The organism is Nakamurella panacisegetis (assembly GCF_900104535.1).
Lineage (GTDB): Bacteria > Actinomycetota > Actinomycetes > Mycobacteriales > Nakamurellaceae > Nakamurella > Nakamurella panacisegetis.
This window is the reverse complement of record NZ_LT629710.1, coordinates 4694219-4711990: the sequence shown is the minus strand read 5'-3', so window position 1 is coordinate 4711990 and position 17772 is coordinate 4694219. Positions and strand designations below refer to the sequence as shown.

General features: G+C 70.2%; 15 protein-coding genes. 9 read left to right on the top strand and 6 right to left on the bottom strand.

The window, feature by feature from the left end:
- Positions 1-1074 carry a CaiB/BaiF CoA transferase family protein gene (locus BLS97_RS21245; protein ID WP_090480265.1) on the bottom strand — a complete coding sequence of 358 codons (1074 nt, stop codon included), beginning with the start codon at positions 1072-1074 and terminating at the stop codon, positions 1-3.
- Positions 1075-1244: 170 nt separating this feature from the next.
- Here BLS97_RS21245 and BLS97_RS21240 point away from each other — a divergent pair, with 170 nt between their 5' ends.
- The 4 genes from BLS97_RS21240 (at position 1245) to BLS97_RS21225 (ending at position 7380) form a co-directional block, all read left to right on the top strand.
- Positions 1245-2960, top strand: a complete 1716-nt coding sequence (locus tag BLS97_RS21240) for an IlvD/Edd family dehydratase (RefSeq protein WP_090480262.1) — start codon at positions 1245-1247, stop codon at positions 2958-2960.
- Positions 2947-5760, top strand: a complete 2814-nt coding sequence (locus BLS97_RS21235; protein ID WP_231988238.1) for an FAD-binding and (Fe-S)-binding domain-containing protein — start codon at positions 2947-2949, stop codon at positions 5758-5760. Before BLS97_RS21240 ends, BLS97_RS21235 begins: the two co-directional genes overlap by 14 nt.
- Positions 5761-5791: 31 nt before the next feature.
- The gene (locus tag BLS97_RS21230) at positions 5792-6823 is read left to right on the top strand and encodes a zinc-dependent alcohol dehydrogenase (RefSeq protein ID WP_090480259.1); all 1032 of its coding nucleotides are present in this window, start codon (positions 5792-5794) and stop codon (positions 6821-6823) included.
- A 164-nt stretch (positions 6824-6987) separates the two neighbouring features.
- Positions 6988-7380: an OsmC family protein gene (locus BLS97_RS21225; protein WP_090480258.1), complete on the top strand. Its 393-nt coding sequence runs from the start codon at positions 6988-6990 to the stop codon at positions 7378-7380.
- 80 nt (positions 7381-7460) lie between these two features.
- Here the strand turns inward: BLS97_RS21225 and treS are convergent, their stop codons facing one another.
- Positions 7461-9695: a maltose alpha-D-glucosyltransferase gene (treS, locus tag BLS97_RS21220; protein WP_231988237.1), complete on the bottom strand. Its 2235-nt coding sequence runs from the start codon at positions 9693-9695 to the stop codon at positions 7461-7463.
- A 157-nt stretch (positions 9696-9852) separates the two neighbouring features.
- Complete coding sequence (locus BLS97_RS21215; RefSeq protein ID WP_090480254.1) at positions 9853-10395, bottom strand: CGNR zinc finger domain-containing protein; 543 nt, start codon at positions 10393-10395, stop codon at positions 9853-9855.
- Between the two features lie 89 nt (positions 10396-10484).
- Between BLS97_RS21215 and BLS97_RS21210 the strand changes: the two genes are divergently transcribed.
- A complete protein-coding gene (locus tag BLS97_RS21210; protein ID WP_407938081.1) occupies positions 10485-11465 on the top strand; it encodes an EamA family transporter in 981 nt (326 codons plus the stop codon).
- A gap of 41 nt (positions 11466-11506) precedes the next feature.
- Complete coding sequence (locus BLS97_RS21205) at positions 11507-12760, top strand: hypothetical protein (RefSeq protein WP_157695595.1); 1254 nt, start codon at positions 11507-11509, stop codon at positions 12758-12760.
- Here the strand turns inward: BLS97_RS21205 and BLS97_RS21200 are convergent.
- Positions 12743-13162, bottom strand: a complete 420-nt coding sequence (locus BLS97_RS21200; protein WP_090480246.1) for a hypothetical protein — start codon at positions 13160-13162, stop codon at positions 12743-12745. The two genes, BLS97_RS21205 and BLS97_RS21200, sit on opposite strands and share 18 nt — an antisense overlap.
- Positions 13163-13218: 56 nt before the next feature.
- Between BLS97_RS21200 and BLS97_RS21195 the strand changes: the two genes are divergently transcribed.
- Positions 13219-14703, top strand: coding sequence for a flavin-containing monooxygenase (locus BLS97_RS21195; protein ID WP_090480244.1), 1485 nt, complete (start codon positions 13219-13221; stop codon positions 14701-14703).
- Between the two features lie 10 nt (positions 14704-14713).
- Here BLS97_RS21195 and BLS97_RS21190 read toward each other — a convergent pair whose 3' ends face one another.
- On the bottom strand, positions 14714-15790 hold the full coding sequence (locus BLS97_RS21190; protein ID WP_090480241.1) for a phospholipase D-like domain-containing protein: 1077 nt from the start codon (positions 15788-15790) through the stop codon (positions 14714-14716).
- A gap of 75 nt (positions 15791-15865) precedes the next feature.
- Complete coding sequence (locus BLS97_RS21185) at positions 15866-16303, bottom strand: CBS domain-containing protein (protein ID WP_090480239.1); 438 nt, start codon at positions 16301-16303, stop codon at positions 15866-15868.
- Between the two features lie 150 nt (positions 16304-16453).
- Here BLS97_RS21185 and msrA point away from each other — a divergent pair, with 150 nt between their 5' ends.
- Both msrA and BLS97_RS21175 read left to right on the top strand, forming a co-directional pair.
- Positions 16454-16969 (top strand): peptide-methionine (S)-S-oxide reductase MsrA, encoded by a 516-nt coding sequence (gene msrA / locus BLS97_RS21180; RefSeq protein WP_090480236.1) that lies wholly within the window; start codon positions 16454-16456, stop codon positions 16967-16969.
- Positions 16915-17592, top strand: a complete 678-nt coding sequence (locus BLS97_RS21175; RefSeq protein WP_197676301.1) for an SGNH/GDSL hydrolase family protein — start codon at positions 16915-16917, stop codon at positions 17590-17592. The genes msrA and BLS97_RS21175 overlap by 55 nt, the downstream gene beginning before the upstream one ends.
- The last annotated feature ends 180 nt before the right edge of the window (positions 17593-17772 follow it).

Below are 17772 nucleotides of genomic sequence, written 5' to 3'. Positions count from 1 at the left end.
TCACACCCAGCGCGCGGCGGCCGCATCGAGGTCCAGCACGGTCGCCGGGACGACCGGCCCCGGGTGGCTGTCGGAGAACCGGGGCGCCGGCGCGACGACGGTGAAGTCGGTGCCGTGCCGGACCGAGCCACGGGCCGCCATGTGCGGATGCCCGGCGACCTCGTCGATGGCCAGTACCGGAGACACGCAGGCATCGGTCCCGCTGAACACCGATTCCCAGTGGGAGCGGGGGTGGGCCAGGAAGACCTCGCCGATCCGGCGGGACAGCTCCGGCCAGTTGGCCGGATCGTCGCGATCGGGCAACTCGGCGTCCGGCAGACCGAGGCCGCGGCAGAGTGCGGCGTAGAACGGCAACTCCAGGGCGCCGACGGCGACGTGTCGCCCATCGGAGCAACGGTAGGTCCGATAGAACGGGGCGGCGCCGTCAAGCAGGTTGGCCGACCGTTCGTCCCGCCACCAACCGCGGTCGCGGGCCGAGAAGATCAGGGCCATCAGGACGCTGACGCCGTCCACGATCGCCGCGTCGACCACCTGCCCCCGCCCGGTGCGCTCCCGCTCCACCAGCGCGGCCAGGACCCCGGTGACGAGAAACAGTGAGCCACCGCCGAAGTCGCCGAGCAGGTTCAGCGGCGGCACCGGGTCGGCCCCGCCGATCGCGTGCAGGGCGCCGGTCAGCGCGATGTAGTTGATGTCGTGCCCGGCCGCCGCGGCCAGCGGGCCGTCCTGCCCGTAGCCGGTCATCCGGCCGAAGACGAGACGAGGATTGGCCGCTGCGCAATCGGCTGGTCCGATTCCGAGCTTCTCGACCACCCCGGGTCGGAAGCCTTCCAGAGCGACATCGGCCAGCGCCAGCAGACCGGCCACTCCGGCGCGGCCGGCCGCCGATTTCAGGTCGGCCAGGACCACGCGCTTGCCCCGCAGGAGTTGATCCGAGCTCATTTCGGTGACGTCCGATCCGGGTCGTTCGACGCGGACCACATCGGCTCCGAGATCGGCCAGAACCATGCCGGCGTGCGGTACCGGTCCGATACCGCCCAGTTCGACGATCCGGATCCCGGTGAGCGTCCCACCCATGATCGACCTCCTGAGGACCCAGGGCGGCGGCCCGCACCGTGATCGTCACCTTCGCACGCCCGTGGCCCGCCCGCGACAGCCCGGGCCGGGAACGGGGGCCGGCTGCGTCGCAACGTAGTCTGTTCCGACGCCGAACATATTGCGTCCCACCCGGATGCGGAAGGGCTGTCATGGCTGAGCATCGAAGCTCCCAGTGGTACGCCGGTAATGATCGCAACGCCTACATCCATCGGGCCTGGATGCGCCGCGGCCTGCCCGGGCACGCCTTCGACGGCCGGCCGCACATCGCGATCGCCAACACCGCTTCTGATCTGACCCCGTGCAACTCGCACTTCAACGAAGTGGCCGAGAGCGTCAAGCAGGGTGTCTACGAGGCCGGCGGGATTCCACTGAACCTTCCGGTGGTCTCGCTGGGTGAGACGCTGGTGCGCCCGACCGCGATGCTGTGGCGCAACATGGCGGCGATGGCCACCGAGGAGATGTTGCGGGCCAATCCGGTCGACGGCGTCGTGCTGCTCGGCGGCTGCGACAAGACCATCCCGTCGCTGCTGATGGCGGCGGCATCGGTGGACATCCCAGCCGTCGTGATCCCGGGTGGTCCGATGCTGACCGGCACGTTCCGGGGGGTGGCCCTCGGCTGCGGGACCGACGTCTGGCGGCTGTCGGAGGAGGTACGCGCCGGGAACATGTCGGAGGCGGAGTTCCTGAAGTCGGAGTCGTCGATGATCCGCAGCCGAGGGCACTGCAACACCATGGGCACGGCGTCGACGATGGCGGTGGTGGCCGAAGCGCTGGGCACCATCATCCCCGGTCTGGCCGGTACTCCCGCGGCGGACAGCCGGTTGCTGGAGGCCTCGCACGAGACGGGGCGCCTGATCGTCGAGATGGTGGAGCAGGACCGGCGTCCGTCGACCATCCTGTCCCGGGGATCGTTCCTCAACGCGATCGTGGCGCTGGCCGCGGTGGGCGGTTCGACCAACGCGGTGGTGCACCTGCTGGCCATCGCCGGGCGGCTCGGGATCGATCTGACCCAGGACGACTTCGACCGGACCGGTTCCGACGTACCGCTGCTGGTGGATCTGCAGCCGGCCGGCCGGTGGCTGATGGAGGACTTCTTCCGGGCCGGCGGCCTGCTGGCCGTGCTGGCCCAGGTGCGGGATCTGCTGGACCCGGCGGCCTTGACGGTCACCGGGAAACCGCTGGTCGACTACCTGGACGACGCGCCGATCTGGGATCCGGAGGTGATCTCGCGGCGCGAGGCGCCGGTGCAGCCGCATGCCGGAATCGCTGTGCTGTACGGCAATCTGGCTCCAGAAGGGGCGGTGATCAAGCCCGCCGCGGCGTCCGAGCGGTTGCTCCAGCACCGGGGCCGGGCGATGGTCTTCGACTCCATCGAGGACATGCATGCCCGGATCGACGACCCTGACCTGGACGTCGACGCCGACTCGGTGCTGATCCTGCGGGGCTGTGGGCCGAAGGGATACCCGGGCATGCCGGAAGTGGCGAACATGCCGCTGCCGACGAAGCTGCTGCAGCAGGGCGTCCGGGACATGGTGCGGATCTGCGACGGCCGGATGAGCGGTACCGCCTACGGCACCGTGGTGCTGCACGTCTCGCCGGAGGCGGCCGCCGATGGGCCGCTGGCCCTGGTCCGGACCGGGGACATGATCGTCCTGGACGTGGCCGGACGTCGGCTGGACATCGACGTTCCGGCCGAGGAACTGGCCACGCGGCGACCGTCGGAGATCGCGGCCGCGGCGTACGCCAATCCGAAGCGGGGCTGGGAGAAGCTGTACGTGCAGACCGTGCAGGGCGCCAACAACGGGGCCGACCTGGACTTCCTGGTCGGCTCGAGCGGAGATCAGGTATCGCGTGAGTCGCACTGACCTGGCCGATGCCGCTCTCCTGGCCGGTCTGGAGGATGCCGCGCCGCACTGCGTCTCGACCCGGGCCATCGACCGTCTGGCCATGGCGCACGACGCCTCGCACTACCTGCTGACGCCGCGGGCGGTGGTCACGCCGACCAGTGCCGAGCAGGTGGCCCGGCTCCTGCGCGGGGCTGCGTCCAGCGGTGTGCCCCTGACCTTCCGGTCGGGCGGCACCAGCCTGTCCGGCCAGGCCGGCACCGATCAGGTGCTGGTCGACACCCGTCGGCACTTCCGGGACATCGAGGTCCTGGACGGGGGACGCAGGGTGCGTACCGGGCCCGGTGCGACGATCCGCCAGGTCAACCAGCGGCTGGCCCGCTTCGGGTTCAAGCTGGGGCCGGACCCGGCCAGCGAGATCGCCTGCACCGTCGGGGGAGTGATCGCGAACAACTCCAGCGGCATGGCCTGCGGCACCGAGTTCAACACCTATCGCACGCTGGAATCGGCGGTCCTGGTGCTGCCCAGCGGCACCACCATCGACACCGGCCGGGCCGACAGCGACCGGCAACTGGCCGCACTGGAGCCCGAGCTGTACGCGGGCCTGGTTCGGCTGCGTGATCGGGTGCGGGCCGACCCGGCGTCGGTTCGTACTCTGCGACAACAGTTCTCGATGAAGAACACCCTCGGCTACGGGCTCAACGCGTTCCTGGATCATCACGACCCGGTCGATCTCCTGCTGCACCTGGTGGTCGGCAGCGAGGGCACCCTGGCGTTCGTGGCCGACGCGGTCTGGCGCACGGTGGCGGTGAAGCCGGTGCCGGCCACCGGACTGCTGGTCTTCCCCGACCTCTTCGCCGCCACGGCTGCGCTCCCTGACCTGGTGGCGGCCGGGTTCGCCACCATCGAGCTGATGGACGCCACGTCGTTGCGGGTCGGGCAACGTGATCCGGCGGCCGCCCCGGTGCTGAAAAGCCTTGCCGTGCGCGACCATGCGGCACTGCTGGTGGAATTCCAGGAGATGTCCCTCGAGGCGATCTCGGCCCGGACGACGTCCGTGGCTGCGCTGCTGGCCGAGCTCCCGCTGACCGTCCCGGCCGAGCTGAGCGCCGATCCGGCCGTCCGGGCCGGTTTGTGGCACATCCGCAAGGGCCTGTATGCGACCGTCGCCGGCAACCGGCCGCCGGGAACGACGGCCCTGCTGGAGGACATCGCCGTTCCGATCGCCGCCCTCGGGGCGACCTGCCAGGAACTGACCGGCCTGTTCGATCGGCACGGCTACTCCGACAGCGTGATCTTCGGTCACGCCAAGGACGGCAACATCCACTTCCTGATCAACGAACGGCTGGACCGGTCCGAGATGCTGGACCGCTACGTCGATTTCACCCAGGATCTGGTCGAGCTGGTCCTGGGCCGGCACGGCACCCTGAAAGCCGAACACGGCACCGGCCGGATCATGGCCCCGTTCGTCCGCCGTCAGTACGGCGACGAACTGTACGAGGTGATGCTCGAGGTGAAGCGGTTGTGCGATCCGGCCGGCCTGCTCAACCCCGGCGCGGTGCTCACCGACGACCCGCTGTCCTACGTCAGCCACCTCAAGGTCGCACCGCCGGTGGAGGAGGAGGTCGACCGCTGCGTCGAGTGCGGCTACTGCGAACCGGTCTGCCCCAGCAAGGATCTGACCCTGACCCCGCGCAAGCGGATCGTGCTGCGCCGCGAGCTGGCCCGGGCCGAGCAGGCCGGAGAGGCCGACCTGGTCGCCGAGCTGGAGCGGGACTACCAGTACGACGGGGTCGACACCTGCGCGGTCGACGGCATGTGCCAGACCAGCTGCCCGGTCTTGATCGACACCGGACAACTGGTCAAGCGACTGCGGTCCGAACAGCGCAACCGCGCCGAGCAGGCCGGGTGGAACCTGGCCGCCCGACACTGGGGACGCGTGACCAGGGGCGCGTCCGGCGCCTTGAGCGCGGCGCAGCGGGTGCCGGCGGTGGTGGCGGGGGCCAGCCGGGTCGGTCGGAAGATCCTCGGCCCGGATACGGTCCCGTTGTGGCAGAAGGACATCCCCAGCGGTGGCCCACGCCGGCGGCCCGTCGTCGCGCCGCACCCGGACGCCGTCTACTTCGCGGCCTGCATCGGATCGATGTTCGGCGTCGGTCAGGAGAGCCCCGGGGTCAGCCTGGCGTTCGTCACCCTGGCCCGCCGGGCCGGGGTGACGGTGGCCACCCCGGAGGGCATTGGATCGCTCTGCTGCGGCACGCCCTGGAAGTCGAAGGGACTCTCGGACGGCTACGCGACGATGGCCGGCCAGGTGCTGCCCGCACTCCACGCAGCCTCGGCCGGCGGACGGATCCCCATCGTGTCGGACGCGTCCTCCTGCACCGAAGGCCTGCGGCAGATGATCGGGTCCAGCGCGGACTCCCGGTACGCCGATCTCGAGGTGGTCGACTCGATCACCTTCGCCCGCAACGAGTTCCTGCCTCGCCTCCGGGTCGGGGCGAAGCTGGGGTCGGTCGCGATCCATCCGACGTGTTCCTCGACCCGGCTGCACCTGGACGGGGCACTGCGAACGATCGCCGAGGCCATCGCCGACGACGTCCTGGTTCCCGACGCCTGGGGCTGCTGCGCCTTCGCCGGCGATCGAGGGATGCTGCATCCCCAGCTCACCGCGTCGGCCACCAGGGCCGAAGCGGCCGAGATCTCGCAGCGCACCTTCACCGCCTATGCCTCCACCAACCGGACCTGCGAGATGGGCATGAGCCGGGCCACCGGCCGTTCCTACCGGCACATCCTGGAGTTGCTCGAGGAAGCCACCCGATGACGACGAGCCGCTCGGACTCCGGACGGGCCGGATGAGGGCCTTTGTCGTCACCGGGCCACGGGAATCGGGGGTCCAGGAGGTGCCGGCGCCGGTGGCCGGCCCGGGCCAGGCCGTGGTCGATGTGGAACGGGTCGGCGTCTGCGGCACCGACGGCGAGTTCTTCACCGGCGAGATGGCTTACCTGCACCAAGGTTTCGCCCAATATCCGATGCGTTTGGGTCACGAGTGGTGCGGCACCGTCTCCGCCGTCGGTGACGGTGTCGATCCCGGCTGGATCGGCCGACGGGTCACCGGCGACACCATGCTGGGCTGTGGCCGTTGCCGCCGGTGCCGGGCCGGACGACAACACGTCTGCGCGGAGCGGTTCGAGATCGGCATCCGGGGCGGCTTCGCGGGGGCGCTGGCTGAGCAGTTGGCGGTTCCGGTGCCGGCACTGCACCAGCTCCCGGAATCCGTCGATGCCCTGGCCGGGGCGATGGTCGAGCCGGGCGGGAATGCACTACGCGCGGTTCGGGGCGCCGATGTGAGGGCCGGTGACCGGGTGCTGATTCTCGGCCCGGGCACCATCGGTCTGCTGGTCGCCCTCTTCGCCCAGTCGCTGGGGGCCGAGGTCCATCTGATGGGGCGGACGCAGCGATCGCTGGAATTCGCGCGGACCCTCGGCTTTGCCGGCGTGTGGGACGGGGAGGCGCTGCCGGATCTGCCCTGGGACGCGGTGGTCGACGCGTCGAATGCGCCCGGGCTTCCGGCCCGGGCCCTGGAATTGGTCGAACCGGGTCGGCGCGTGGTCTACATCGGGCTGGCCGGCCGGCCCAGCACGATCGACACCAGGGACCTGGCCCTCAAGGACGTCACGGCGGTCGGGATCCTGTCCGCGTCACCGGGTCTGGCCGGGACGATCGAGCAGTATGCGGCGGGGACGGTCGACCCGCGTCCGTTGGTGGCGGCGACCGTCGGCCTTGACCAGGCCGGTGCGGTGCTGGCCGGATGGCGGCCGGCCACGGCCGGGGACGGTCCCAAGATCCATATCGATCCGAGGCTCAGGTCGCCGCAGCGAGCGTGACGGTGCACTCGGTCCTGCCGGTGTGGCCGTGATGTCCCCGGCCGGGCATCGTCCGTCGTCGTCGGTATGGTCGACCCGGACGAGATCTGATATTCAAGGAGTGACACCGTCTTGATCTGACCCTCGCCGTGAACGTGGGCTCACCGTCGTACGGGAGGACACCGATGGCCGATGCGGAGGTGACGGTCGCCGCCGGGAACCTGAGGTCGCCGTCGGCCACGGCAGTCGGCTTCCCCCACCGGTGGACGGACGAGGGGGTCACCGTCGAGGCGGACTTCACCGGTGCCCACCTCCTCCACCTGGCCGTGGCCGGGTGTGTGCTCAACGATCTCTACCGGGAGGCCGCGGGTCTCGGGATCGGTCTCGACGGAGTCAGGGTGCTGGCTCGCGGTGGCTTCGACCCGGTGTCGTGGCAGTCGACCGGGATCACCTACCAGGTGGAGGTCCGCTCCGCGGCATCGCCGGGGGAGGTGGCCGAGCTGCTGGCCCGGGTCGACGCCGTCGCGGAGATCCCGAAGGCGGTCCGGTCGAGCGCGTCGGTGACGCGGGTGCCGTAGCACGGGACCGGCCGGCGACTTCCCGGGACGGGCGGCTTCCCCGGGGCCGTCGAGAGCGTTCCCCGGGGGCCGTCGGGAGCTCAGTCCTCCTTGACGATGAGCGCCAGCCCGCCGAACCCGGGCAGTGTGAGGGTGAACGAGCCGTTGGTCGCGATGGTCCCGAGGTCCTCGCCCGTGGCCAGGTCGACCAGGCGGCCCCCCGGCGGGAAGTGCGACGACACCACCGGGCCGGACACCGGCTCCTCGCTGAAGTTCAGCAGGGTGATCTGGACCGCGCCGACGGCCAGGCGGTTGACCATCACCAGCACGCTGGGCGCGGGCACGTCCGGGATGTCCAGCAGCTGTCCGGTGGCGATACCGTGCTGCTCGCGGACGGCGAGGATACGGCTGAGCCGGGAGGCGAACGACCGGGGGTCGGCCAGCTGGTCCGGCAACGTGCCGTACAGGGAGAGCGCCTTGGGCATGCCGGACGACGAGGCCGTCGCCTCGGGGTTCCAGCCCATCAGGTCGTGGGCGCCGCGTTCGATCCAGCGGGTGTCGCCCCCGGCGATCAGCGACCGGACCTCGGTCGCCTCCAGCGGGAGGGTGCCGCACAGGTCCCAGCCGGACAGGGCGAACACCCCGGGCTGGAACGCGTTGTACATCGCCAGCAGGAGATGGGCCGAGGTGATCCGTTCGATGTCGTCCGGCGTCAGGACGGTGAGATCGGTGAAGCCGAGCGTGGCGGTGATGACGCTGGCCGTCGTGCAGGCGATCCCGTTCTGGGTGAACACCCGGTTGTACGGGCCGGCCTCCCCGGTCAGCTTCTGCCGCAACGACTCCCGGATGTTTTCGGCCAGCACGGAACCGGGCAGCTCCTCGCCACCGAGTTCGTAGACGTCGTGCGCGTGGGCGGTGGCGAAGTGGACCAGTTCGTAGGTCAGTTCGTCGTGGTTCTGCATCGCGTGCACCAGGGAGGCCTGGTCGATGCCGATGGCCAGGCCCTCCTTGAGGGTCAGCCGGAGGAACTCGGTGTCCCCGGTGGCCAGCGCATGCTGGTACCCGGGCCGGGTGATGAAGTCGTAGGACAGGTCGGCGCCCACCTCCGACGTGGACTTGATGGCGTCGATGGTCAGGTTCAGTTCCTGGAAGGTGAAGCCGCCGACCTTGCGGACCATGCTCCCGATCAGATGGTTGGCTGCCTCCGAGAGCGGGTGGCCCTCCGACCAGGCGGGTGACTCCTCGGCGCTCTTCTCCACCCCGAGGAATCCGTTGGCGTCCAGCCGCAACGCCCCCGATCCGAGGTCGAGCAGCGAGTGCAGGGCGTCGCCCATGACGAGCCGCATTCCGGCGAAGGTGGGGTCCAACCAGTTGATCGACGGCTGCCCGGCCTTGAAGTAGTGCAGGTAGACCCAGCGACGCAATTGCCCCTGGGTGTCGTAGATCTCCCGGGTGGCGCTCCAGTTGGTCTCCTTGATGCCCGGCTCGTAGAAGATGACCCGCTGGAGCTGGCCGATGATGATGCCGGCCTCCTGCAGGGCCTTCTCGTGCTCCAGGCTCAGGTTCACCGAGTCCTCGCCGGCCGGGACCTCGGGCAGCAGATGCCAGTCGGCCTCCGGAATGTTGATCATGTGGTAGATGCCGGGGTAGTCCCGGTAGTTCATCTCGGCCAGGCGGAAGTCGGCGCCCTTGCCGGTGTGCGCGGGGACGATGTCGTCGATGATCGTGCCGCCGTGCGAGCCGGCCGCCTCACACATGGCGCGGAAGTCCTCCTCCGTTCCGAAGAGCGGGTCGATGGCCATGCTCATCCGGTCGAAGTGGCCGTCGATGCTCGGGGTCGGCTCCCAGCCGCTGATGCCGCCGGCCAGCTTGACCGGCCCGGTGTGCACCGCCTTGATGCCGATCTGCTCGAACGCCGCCCACAGGTCCTCCGCACCCAGGGCCGAGAGGAAGCTCTGGCCCTTGCCGGTGATCAGGGACAGCGGGTACGCGGTGAACCACACGGAGGCCTTGTCGACGGCATCCCGCGGATTCGGATGGGCGAACGGGTGGGCCCACATGCTGGCCTGGCCGGCCAGCTGTCGGGCCAGGGTGGTGGCGTCGCCCAGCATCGACTGGTTGACCAGCCACTCGACGTAGGCCTTGTTGCGCGCGTCCGGTTCGAACGGCGGGTTCAGGTTGACGGTGACCGCGGCCCGTCGCCGGGCGCGCGGACGGAGCGCCTTGGGTCGGGCCGGGTAGAACTGCTCATCGAAGGTGACCTCGGACGGCAGAGCGCCGTCACCGGTCTCCGTCGGGTCGTCGTCGCTCGGGGTCGGGCCGGTCTTCGGGTTCACGCTCTGGGGTCCTCTCGCACAATGTGGGCTCTGCGCAACGCTGGCCGGTGCGAACTGCCGAACACGGTCCGCGTACATGTTCGCACCCGGAACGGGACCCGGCGGTCACGCCACGATCGGGCCGCCGCCCGGCCGGGCTCCGGGCCCAGCCGGGCCCCTACACTTCGGCGGCGGCGCCGCGGGAGCGGTAGGCCCGGGCGGCGGCGCGGTTGGTGCAGACCAGATCGCAGTACCGCTTCGAGCGGTTTCGCGACAGATCGACCAGCACACTCTCGCAGTCGAAGTTCTCGCAGACCCGGAGGCGGCTGAGCTCGTCAGCCCGGACGACGTCGACCATGGCCATGGCCGCCTCGACGGCCATCCGATCGGCCAGCGGCGCGCTGCTCGGGGTGGCGTGCAGGTGGTAGTCCCATTCGTCGTGCCGGACCAGCTGCGGCAACGCCCGGAACTCGGTCAGCAGTTCGTTGACCAGGGCCACCACCCCGTCCTTGTCCAGGAGCCAGAGTTGCCGGAGCCGGGGCCGGAGTCCTTGGACGGCAAGCAGTTCGGTCTCGTCGTGGGTGCGGCTGCCGGTCCATCCCCAGGTCGTCACGAACGCGTCGAGGGCGGCGACGTCGGGGATCTCCTCGGTGTCGGCGTCGGTGTTCACCCAGGCGGCGGCGCCGATCAGGGCCACTGCGGTGTCATGAGTGAAAACCATGTTGACTCCTCACGGAACGGGAACTACGGTCATCAGTCTAACCGCTGATGACTAGTGACGGAGCAGGGATGACGAACCCAGCGAGCTCGATCAGGACCACTGGCGGTTCGAGCCTCGGGCTCGTGCTGGCTCTGCTGTCGGCGGCCTCATTCGGCACCTCGGGCGCGTTCGCCAGTTCGCTGATCGAGGACGGCTGGAGCCCGGCCCTGGTGGTCCTGATCCGGATCAGTCTGGGCGCACTGATCCTGGCCGTTCCGTCGATCCTGTCGTTGCGGGGCCAGTGGTCCCGGCTCTGGTCCGGGCGCCGATCCGTCGTGCTCTACGCGGTACTGGCCGTCGGCGGTGCGCAGGTCTTCTACTTCCACGCGGTCCAACGGCTCTCGGTCGGCGTCGCCCTGATGATCGAGTATCTGGGCGTGGTGCTGGTGGTGCTGTGGATGTGGCTGCGCCACGGCCGCCGGCCCCAACGGCTGACCGTGCTCGGCTCGCTGCTGGCGGTGGCCGGGCTGGCCCTGGTCCTCGACCTGTTCGGCGGCATCCGGATCGATCCGATCGGGGTGCTGTGGGGACTCGGCGCCGCGGTCGGGCTGGCCGCCTACTTCCTGATCTCGGCCAAGGTCGACGACGCACTGCCACCGGTGGCCATGGCCGGGACCGGCATGGCCATCGGAGCCGTGATGCTGGCTGTCTTCGGCGGAATCGGCGTCCTGCCGCTCCGGGCCGGCGCCGTCACCGTGCACCTGCACGGCGGCGCGGTCGCGTGGTGGATCCCGATGCTCGGATTGGCCGTGATCGCCGCCGCCTTCGCCTATGCCGTCGGGGTGATGGCGGCCCGGGCTCTCGGGGCCACCATGGCGTCGTTCGTCGGTCTGACCGAGGTGCTCTTCGCCGTGCTGTTCGCCTGGCTGCTGGTCGACCAGTTGCCGACCGTCATCCAGCTCCTGGGTGGCCTGCTGATCGTCGGGGGAGTAGCGGTGATCCGGGTCGACGAGTTGCGCCGAAGCGAGAGCTTCCCGCAGCTCACGGACGAGCCGAGCCCGCTGGGCCCCTCGCTGCCCGAGCGGGTGTGACCGGCCCGGGAAACGATCGGTGAGAACCTAGGATGCGGGGCGTGACGCTGACGAGCTGGGCCGCGCGACGGAAGTTCCCGCTACTGGCCACCCTCGCCCTGATCGTGGTCGCCATGAGCACCAGCACCGTCGGCGCCGACCTGATCGGGCAGAGCAGCTGGTCCGTCCCGCACGATCTGTGGCGGACCCTGGTCGCCGGGGATCGGTTGCGCCACTGGAACGTCGGCGGGTTGTACACGCAGCCGACGGCGCTGGTCACGTTTCCGGGAGCCGCCTTGGTACTGGTGCCGATCGTCCTGGTCATCGACGGCGCCGGTCTCGGGCTGGCGTTCCAGACCGTGCACAACCCGTATCCGGCGGCCTGGCTGGTGGCCGGCCCCTACGAGATCGCCCTGTCGGCGTCGGTGCTGTTCGCGGCCGACCGGGTGGCCGAGCGCTTCGGGGCGACCCGGCCGACGCGGCTGCTGCTCGCCCTGGCCGGGGCGGTGACCCTGTGGAGCGTGTCGGTGCGGTGGGGGCACCCCGAGGACGCGGTCGCGGTGGCCCTGTTCCTCTACGGCGCGCTGGCCCTGGCCGATGGACGTCGCGCCCGGTCCGCGTGGTTGATCGGCGCGGCGGTCGCGGTGCAACCGCTGGTGCTGCTGGCCTATCCCATGGTCCTGGTGATGCTGCCGCGACCGAAGGTCATCGGCTACCTGGTCCGGTCCGCGCTGCCCGCGGTGGTCCTTCTCGGGACCGCGGCAGCGGCGAACTGGACGGCCACCCTCCGCGCCGTCACCAGTCAGCCCAACTTTCCCAGCCGCAACCATCCGACGCCGTGGACCTCCCTGGCCCCGGAGATGAGCAACGGCGCGGTGGCCGCCGGGCCGGGCCGGCTCCTGGCGGTGGTGTGCGCGGTGGCCTGTGCGCTGGTGCTGGCCCGGCGGCTTCGTGGTCGGGCCGGTTCCGGGGTCTGGGACGACGCCGTCCTGGTGGAGTTCCTGTGGTGGACGGCCGCCGCTCTCGCCCTCCGCTGTGTGTTCGAGACGGTGATGGTGGCCTACTACCTGTGGCCGGTGCTGATCGTCGCCCTGGTGGCCGCGTCGAGGTCGCGCTCCCGCCTGGTGCCGGTCGCGGTGGCGTCCGCCGCGCTCACCTTCCTGGCCGAGGCGCCCTGGCACGGTCCCTGGATCTGGTGGGGCGCGATGACGGCCGGCCTGGCCGTGGTGCTGGCCGCCGCCCGTCCGGCCGGGCGATCGACCCCGGAGCCGGCCGTTGCCCCAACCTCTGATCGGACCTCAGCGGTCGCCGAGTGAGTCGTCCGGCGCCGGGGGATCGGCGAGCGCCTCGTCCAGCACTCCGACGAACCGGGTTCCGATTCCCGGGTACTCGGCCCGGACGAAACCGTCGGCGACGGCGGGCAACGCATCCGGCCGGTGGTCGTCGCACCGGACAAAGGTGAAGTCGGGCCACCACTTCTTCGGCCGCACCGTCTCCGTGCGGCCGCACAGGTCACAGGTCAGCTGGGTCCAGACCGGCTTGCGGCCGGTCCGATTGGCCCGGGACTGGGCCAGCCACGGTGGGGGATCGGCGTCCAGACGGGCGAGCGCCGCTTCGGAGATTCGTGCGGGTAACCCGTTGCGTACGGCCATCTCCGGCGGGATGTCGAGTCGGATCGCCGCTTCGCGGCGGGTGAGCTTGTCGGTCGCGGAGGCCATGATGCGCTCAACCCTAGCGCGCGCGACGGTGCTGGGCGGCGGTCTAGCCTGACCTGATGGTCGCAGCAGAGGGCGAACCGCGATCCCACGTCGACGTGCTGATCGTCGGGGCCGGTCTGTCGGGGATCGGCGCCGCGTGCACATTGCAGACGCACGCCCCCGACCGCACCTGGGCCGTGGTCGAAGCGCGCGGGGCCAGCGGCGGGACGTGGGACCGGTTCCGCTTCCCGGGCATCCGGTCCGATTCGGACATGTATACCCTGGGCTACCGATTCCGGCCCTGGGTCCAGGGGAAGTCGATCGCCGCCGGATCCGACATCCTGAGCTACCTGCGGGAGACCGCCGCCGCCTACGGCGTCGCCGACCGGATTGAATACCACTGGCGCGTCCTCCGGGCCGATTTCAACCGTGCGTCGGCGCGGTGGACCGTCACCGTCGAACACACCGAGACGGGCCGGCGCCAGGTCCGCACGTGCGGGTTCCTGTACCTGTGCACGGGATACTTCCGCTACGACCACGGCTACACGCCGAGTTGGCCGGGCCGGGAGGACTTCACCGGGTGCGTGGTGCACCCGCAGGACTGGCCGGCCGATCTCGACGTCGACGGCCGGGAAGTGGTGGTGATCGGGAGCGGATCCACCGCCGTCACCCTCATCCCGGCCCTGGTCGCGGCGGGAGCGCACGTGGTGATGCTCCAACGGTCGCCGTCCTGGGTGATGGTCCTCCCGACCCGGGACCCGCTGGGATCGCTGCTGCTGCGGATCCTTTCGCCGGAGCGCGCCTCCGGGGTGATCCGCTGGAAGAACATGCGGGTGGCCACGGCCCTTTACCAGCTGTGTCAGCGATTCCCGCGGACGTCGGGCCGGCTGCTGCGCCACGGGGTCCGGCGGCGCCTGCCGAAAGGGTTCGACGTCGACCGGCACTTCCGGCCCACCTACGATCCCTGGGACCAGCGTCTGTGTCTGGTACCGGACGGCGACTTCTTCGCGGCGATCTCCTCCGGCCGGGCGGAGATCGCCACCGATCACGTCGAATCGTTCGCCTCCGATGGCCTGCGCCTCCGCTCGGGGCGCCGGCTGAAGGCCGACATCGTGGTCACGGCAACGGGTCTGGAGCTACTGACGCTCGGCGACATCGCCCTGAGCGTCGACCGGGATCCGGTCGACGTGTCCGAGCGGGTGGTCTACAAGGGCACCATGCTCGACGGCGTGCCCAACCTGGGTTTCGCGATCGGCTACACCAACGGCACCTGGGCCCTCAAGGTCGAGCTCGCCACCGACTACGTCACCCGGCTGCTCAACTTCATGCGCGACCGGGGGTACGACGAGGTGATGCCGCTGCGGCCGATCCAGGCGCTCCGCACGACGCCGTACATCGAGATGTCCTCGGGCTACTTCGAGCGGGGCCGATCCCGGCTCCCGCGGCAGGGCGACCGGCCGCCGTGGCGGATCCACCAGCAGTACCCGAAGGACGCGCGGTTGCTCCGTGGCCCGATCGCCGGTCCCGAGCTGGCCTTTCGGGTCCGCAGCGGGCCGAGCTGACGGGTCGCGATCAGGACGGCTGGTGGTAGGCGGCCGCGATCAGGGCGATGTGGTCGACGTACTCGCCGGCCAGCGCCGGATCGGTGATGCGCACCTGGTTCTCGGCATTGCGCTCGGCGTTGGCGGAGAAGTTGTAGCTGCCGGTGACGACGGTGTCGTCGCCGACCAGAACCTTGTGGTGCATGAAGTTGTGCGGCGACGTCGGGGTGTACGGGTAGGACCGTTTGTCGGCCACATGCGCGGAGACGGCGGTCCAGTCGGCCAGCACGGCCGATCCGGGATCCCAGTTCGCGGCGATCGGCCCCATCTGGCCACTGTCGTAGATCCCCGACACCGGAATTCCACGCTCGATGGCGGCGGCCAGGGCCGCGAGCAGCGGGTGCGAGGTGATGACCATGCCGGCCAGGACGAGCCGGGTCGCCGCTCCGTCCACGATCGACACCAGCTCGGCGTCGATCTCCCGGCCGTCCCCGGGGGCGAAATCCCACGAGACGCCGTAGTTCTCGAGCGTGACCGACCCGTTGTCGCCACGGCCGGTACCCCTGATCCCGCCGCTGTCCCACAGGGCGACGAAGTCGCGCTCGTAGGCCGCGGCCACCGGCTCGGCCTCGATGACCATGACGTCGTTCTCCTGGAGGGTCCAGGCGTCGTCGGTGAAATTCGTCGACCCGGTCCAGACCGCGGCACCGTCACGGACCACGTACTTGGAGTGCATGAGTTGCGAACCGGCATCGATCCCGGCGATCCGCACGGCTGACCCGCCGAAGTGCTCGGCCACCCATCGCGCGGTGCCGGACGGCGCGGGGTCGGCTTCCAGAGCGGCGAAATCGGCGGCCGTCGCATCGGCCGGCTTGCCGTGGTCGTAGGCGATCCGCACCGACACGCCCCCATCGGCCACCTCGATCAGCCTGCCGACCACGATCTCGGCCAGCGCATCGGACAGCCGGAAGTCGTAGATCGCCATGTCGATCGAGTTCCGCGCGGCGTCGACGAACTCGGCCAGGGCGGCGGCGATCGCCTGCGGCTGGCCCGGTTCGCCGCCGTGGCCGGTGTCGCGCAGGAAAGTCACGGCAATGGGCGACGTCATGCCTCAAATGTGCGCGTGCGGAGGACGGGCAGCAAGTGGCAACCGAGCGAATGTCCGACCGTCCGCGCCGACGGATCACGGTCCGCGAGCAGTGATCCGGCGCCAGGCATCGGCCAGCACGGCCGCCCCGATGACGGGAGTCAGATCGTGCAGGCTGATCAGGGTTACGAGGTGGTCGCCGGCGTCGATCACCGGCAGGACCCACGTCCGGGCGTCGATCATCTCGGTCAGCACCCATTCCGGTCCCGCGTAGTCGGCGATCACCGGGGGATCGGGGTCCAGGACCTCCGACACCGCCTGCTCGTGGGCCGCACCGGCGCCGAAGGTGGCCAGGAGGGTCGCCGCCGTGATCGTTCCGACCAGCCGCCGGTGTTCGTCGCAGATCGGCAGCAGCGGGAAGCCGGCCCTGGCCAGCGTCCGGGCGGCCACGGCCAACGAGTCGGCCGGGTGCACCCAGAAAGGGTGGTCCGAGGACAACTGGGCTGCCGTCCGGCCGGGGCGGCTGGGCTGCATGGTGACCTCCTGACGGTCCGCTCGCGATAGCCGGAACCACGCGAGGTGATCCGTTCGGCCGAGCAGGGGTATTACACACCCCGTCGGCCGACGAGGTACGCGGGCATAATCGAAAGGTCCGTAGACGTAGGCCAGAAGGAGCACGAGAACATGACGCAGAAGACGGAAAAGGCGATCCTGGCCGGAGGATGTTTCTGGGGCATGCAGGACCTCATCCGTCGCCGTCCCGGAGTGATCTCGACCCGGGTGGGCTATTCCGGTGGCGACGTGCCCAACGCGACCTACCGCAACCACGGCACGCACGCCGAAGCGATCGAGATCACCTTCGACCCCGAGCAGACCACCTATCGTGACCTGCTCGAGTTCTTCTTCCAGGTGCACGACCCCACCACGCGCAACCGCCAGGGCAACGACATCGGCCTGAGCTACCGGTCGGCGATCTTCTACCTGGACGAGGAGCAGAAGCGCGTCGCGCAGGACACCATTGCCGACGTCGACGCGTCTGGGCTGTGGCCCGGCAAGGTGGTCACCGAATTGGCCCCGGCCGGCGACTTCTGGATGGCCGAGCCCGAACACCAGGACTATCTCGAGCACTATCCGAACGGGTACACGTGCCACTTCGTGCGGCCGAACTGGAAGCTCCCGCGCCGCTCGGTCTCGGCCTGAGCGCCACCCTGCGGGTAGGCGTCCTGGGCGATTCGATCGCCTACGGGCAGGGCGCCGCGGACCCGTCCGAGGCGGTCGGCGCCCGGCTGATGGCGAGGTTCCGGGCGGCGGACGTCGATGCCGTCGTGCAGACGTTCGCTGTCCCGCAGGCGTGCAGCGGGGACCTGGCCGAGCAGGTGCTCAGGGCGACCGCCTGGCGGATCGGGCTGGCCCTGGTCATCATCGGCGCCAACGACCTGACGCAGTTCGTCCCGACGGAACAGGCCGCCCGGTCGCTGGGTACGGCCGTGCGGTCGCTCCGGGGAGCGGGCGCGCGGGTGGTCGTCACGCCGGCGCCGGATCTGAGTGTGGTGCCGGGTGTGCCTCCGGAGTTCCGCCTGCTGGTCAGAACCGGGAGTGCCGTGCTGCGGCAGGCCCAGACCGAGGTGGCGCGCCGTGAGGGGGCGGTGGTGGCCGACCTGGCCGAGACCGTGGCCGCGTTCGCCCTTGACCCCGCGCTGTTCAGCGCCGACCGCTTCCATCCGTCCAGCGCGGGCTACGCGTTGATCGCGACGGCGCTGGCGCCCACCGTTCTGGCCGAGGCGCGAGCGGTGCAGGAGCCCTCCCCGCACGAAAGGACCTGACCGGAGCGGCCGCCGGGTACCGAGCGCGTTCGGGTCGATATCGAAATTGTTCGCCGACGGATCATATCGAGATCCACGTCCTCTCGGTCGGCTGGCAAGTAGCTTGACCGTCGAATGATTGAGAGTTGTAGGACATAAGGAAGTTCGTTTGTACGCCGTGCGCCCAGGGAAACGGTTCCC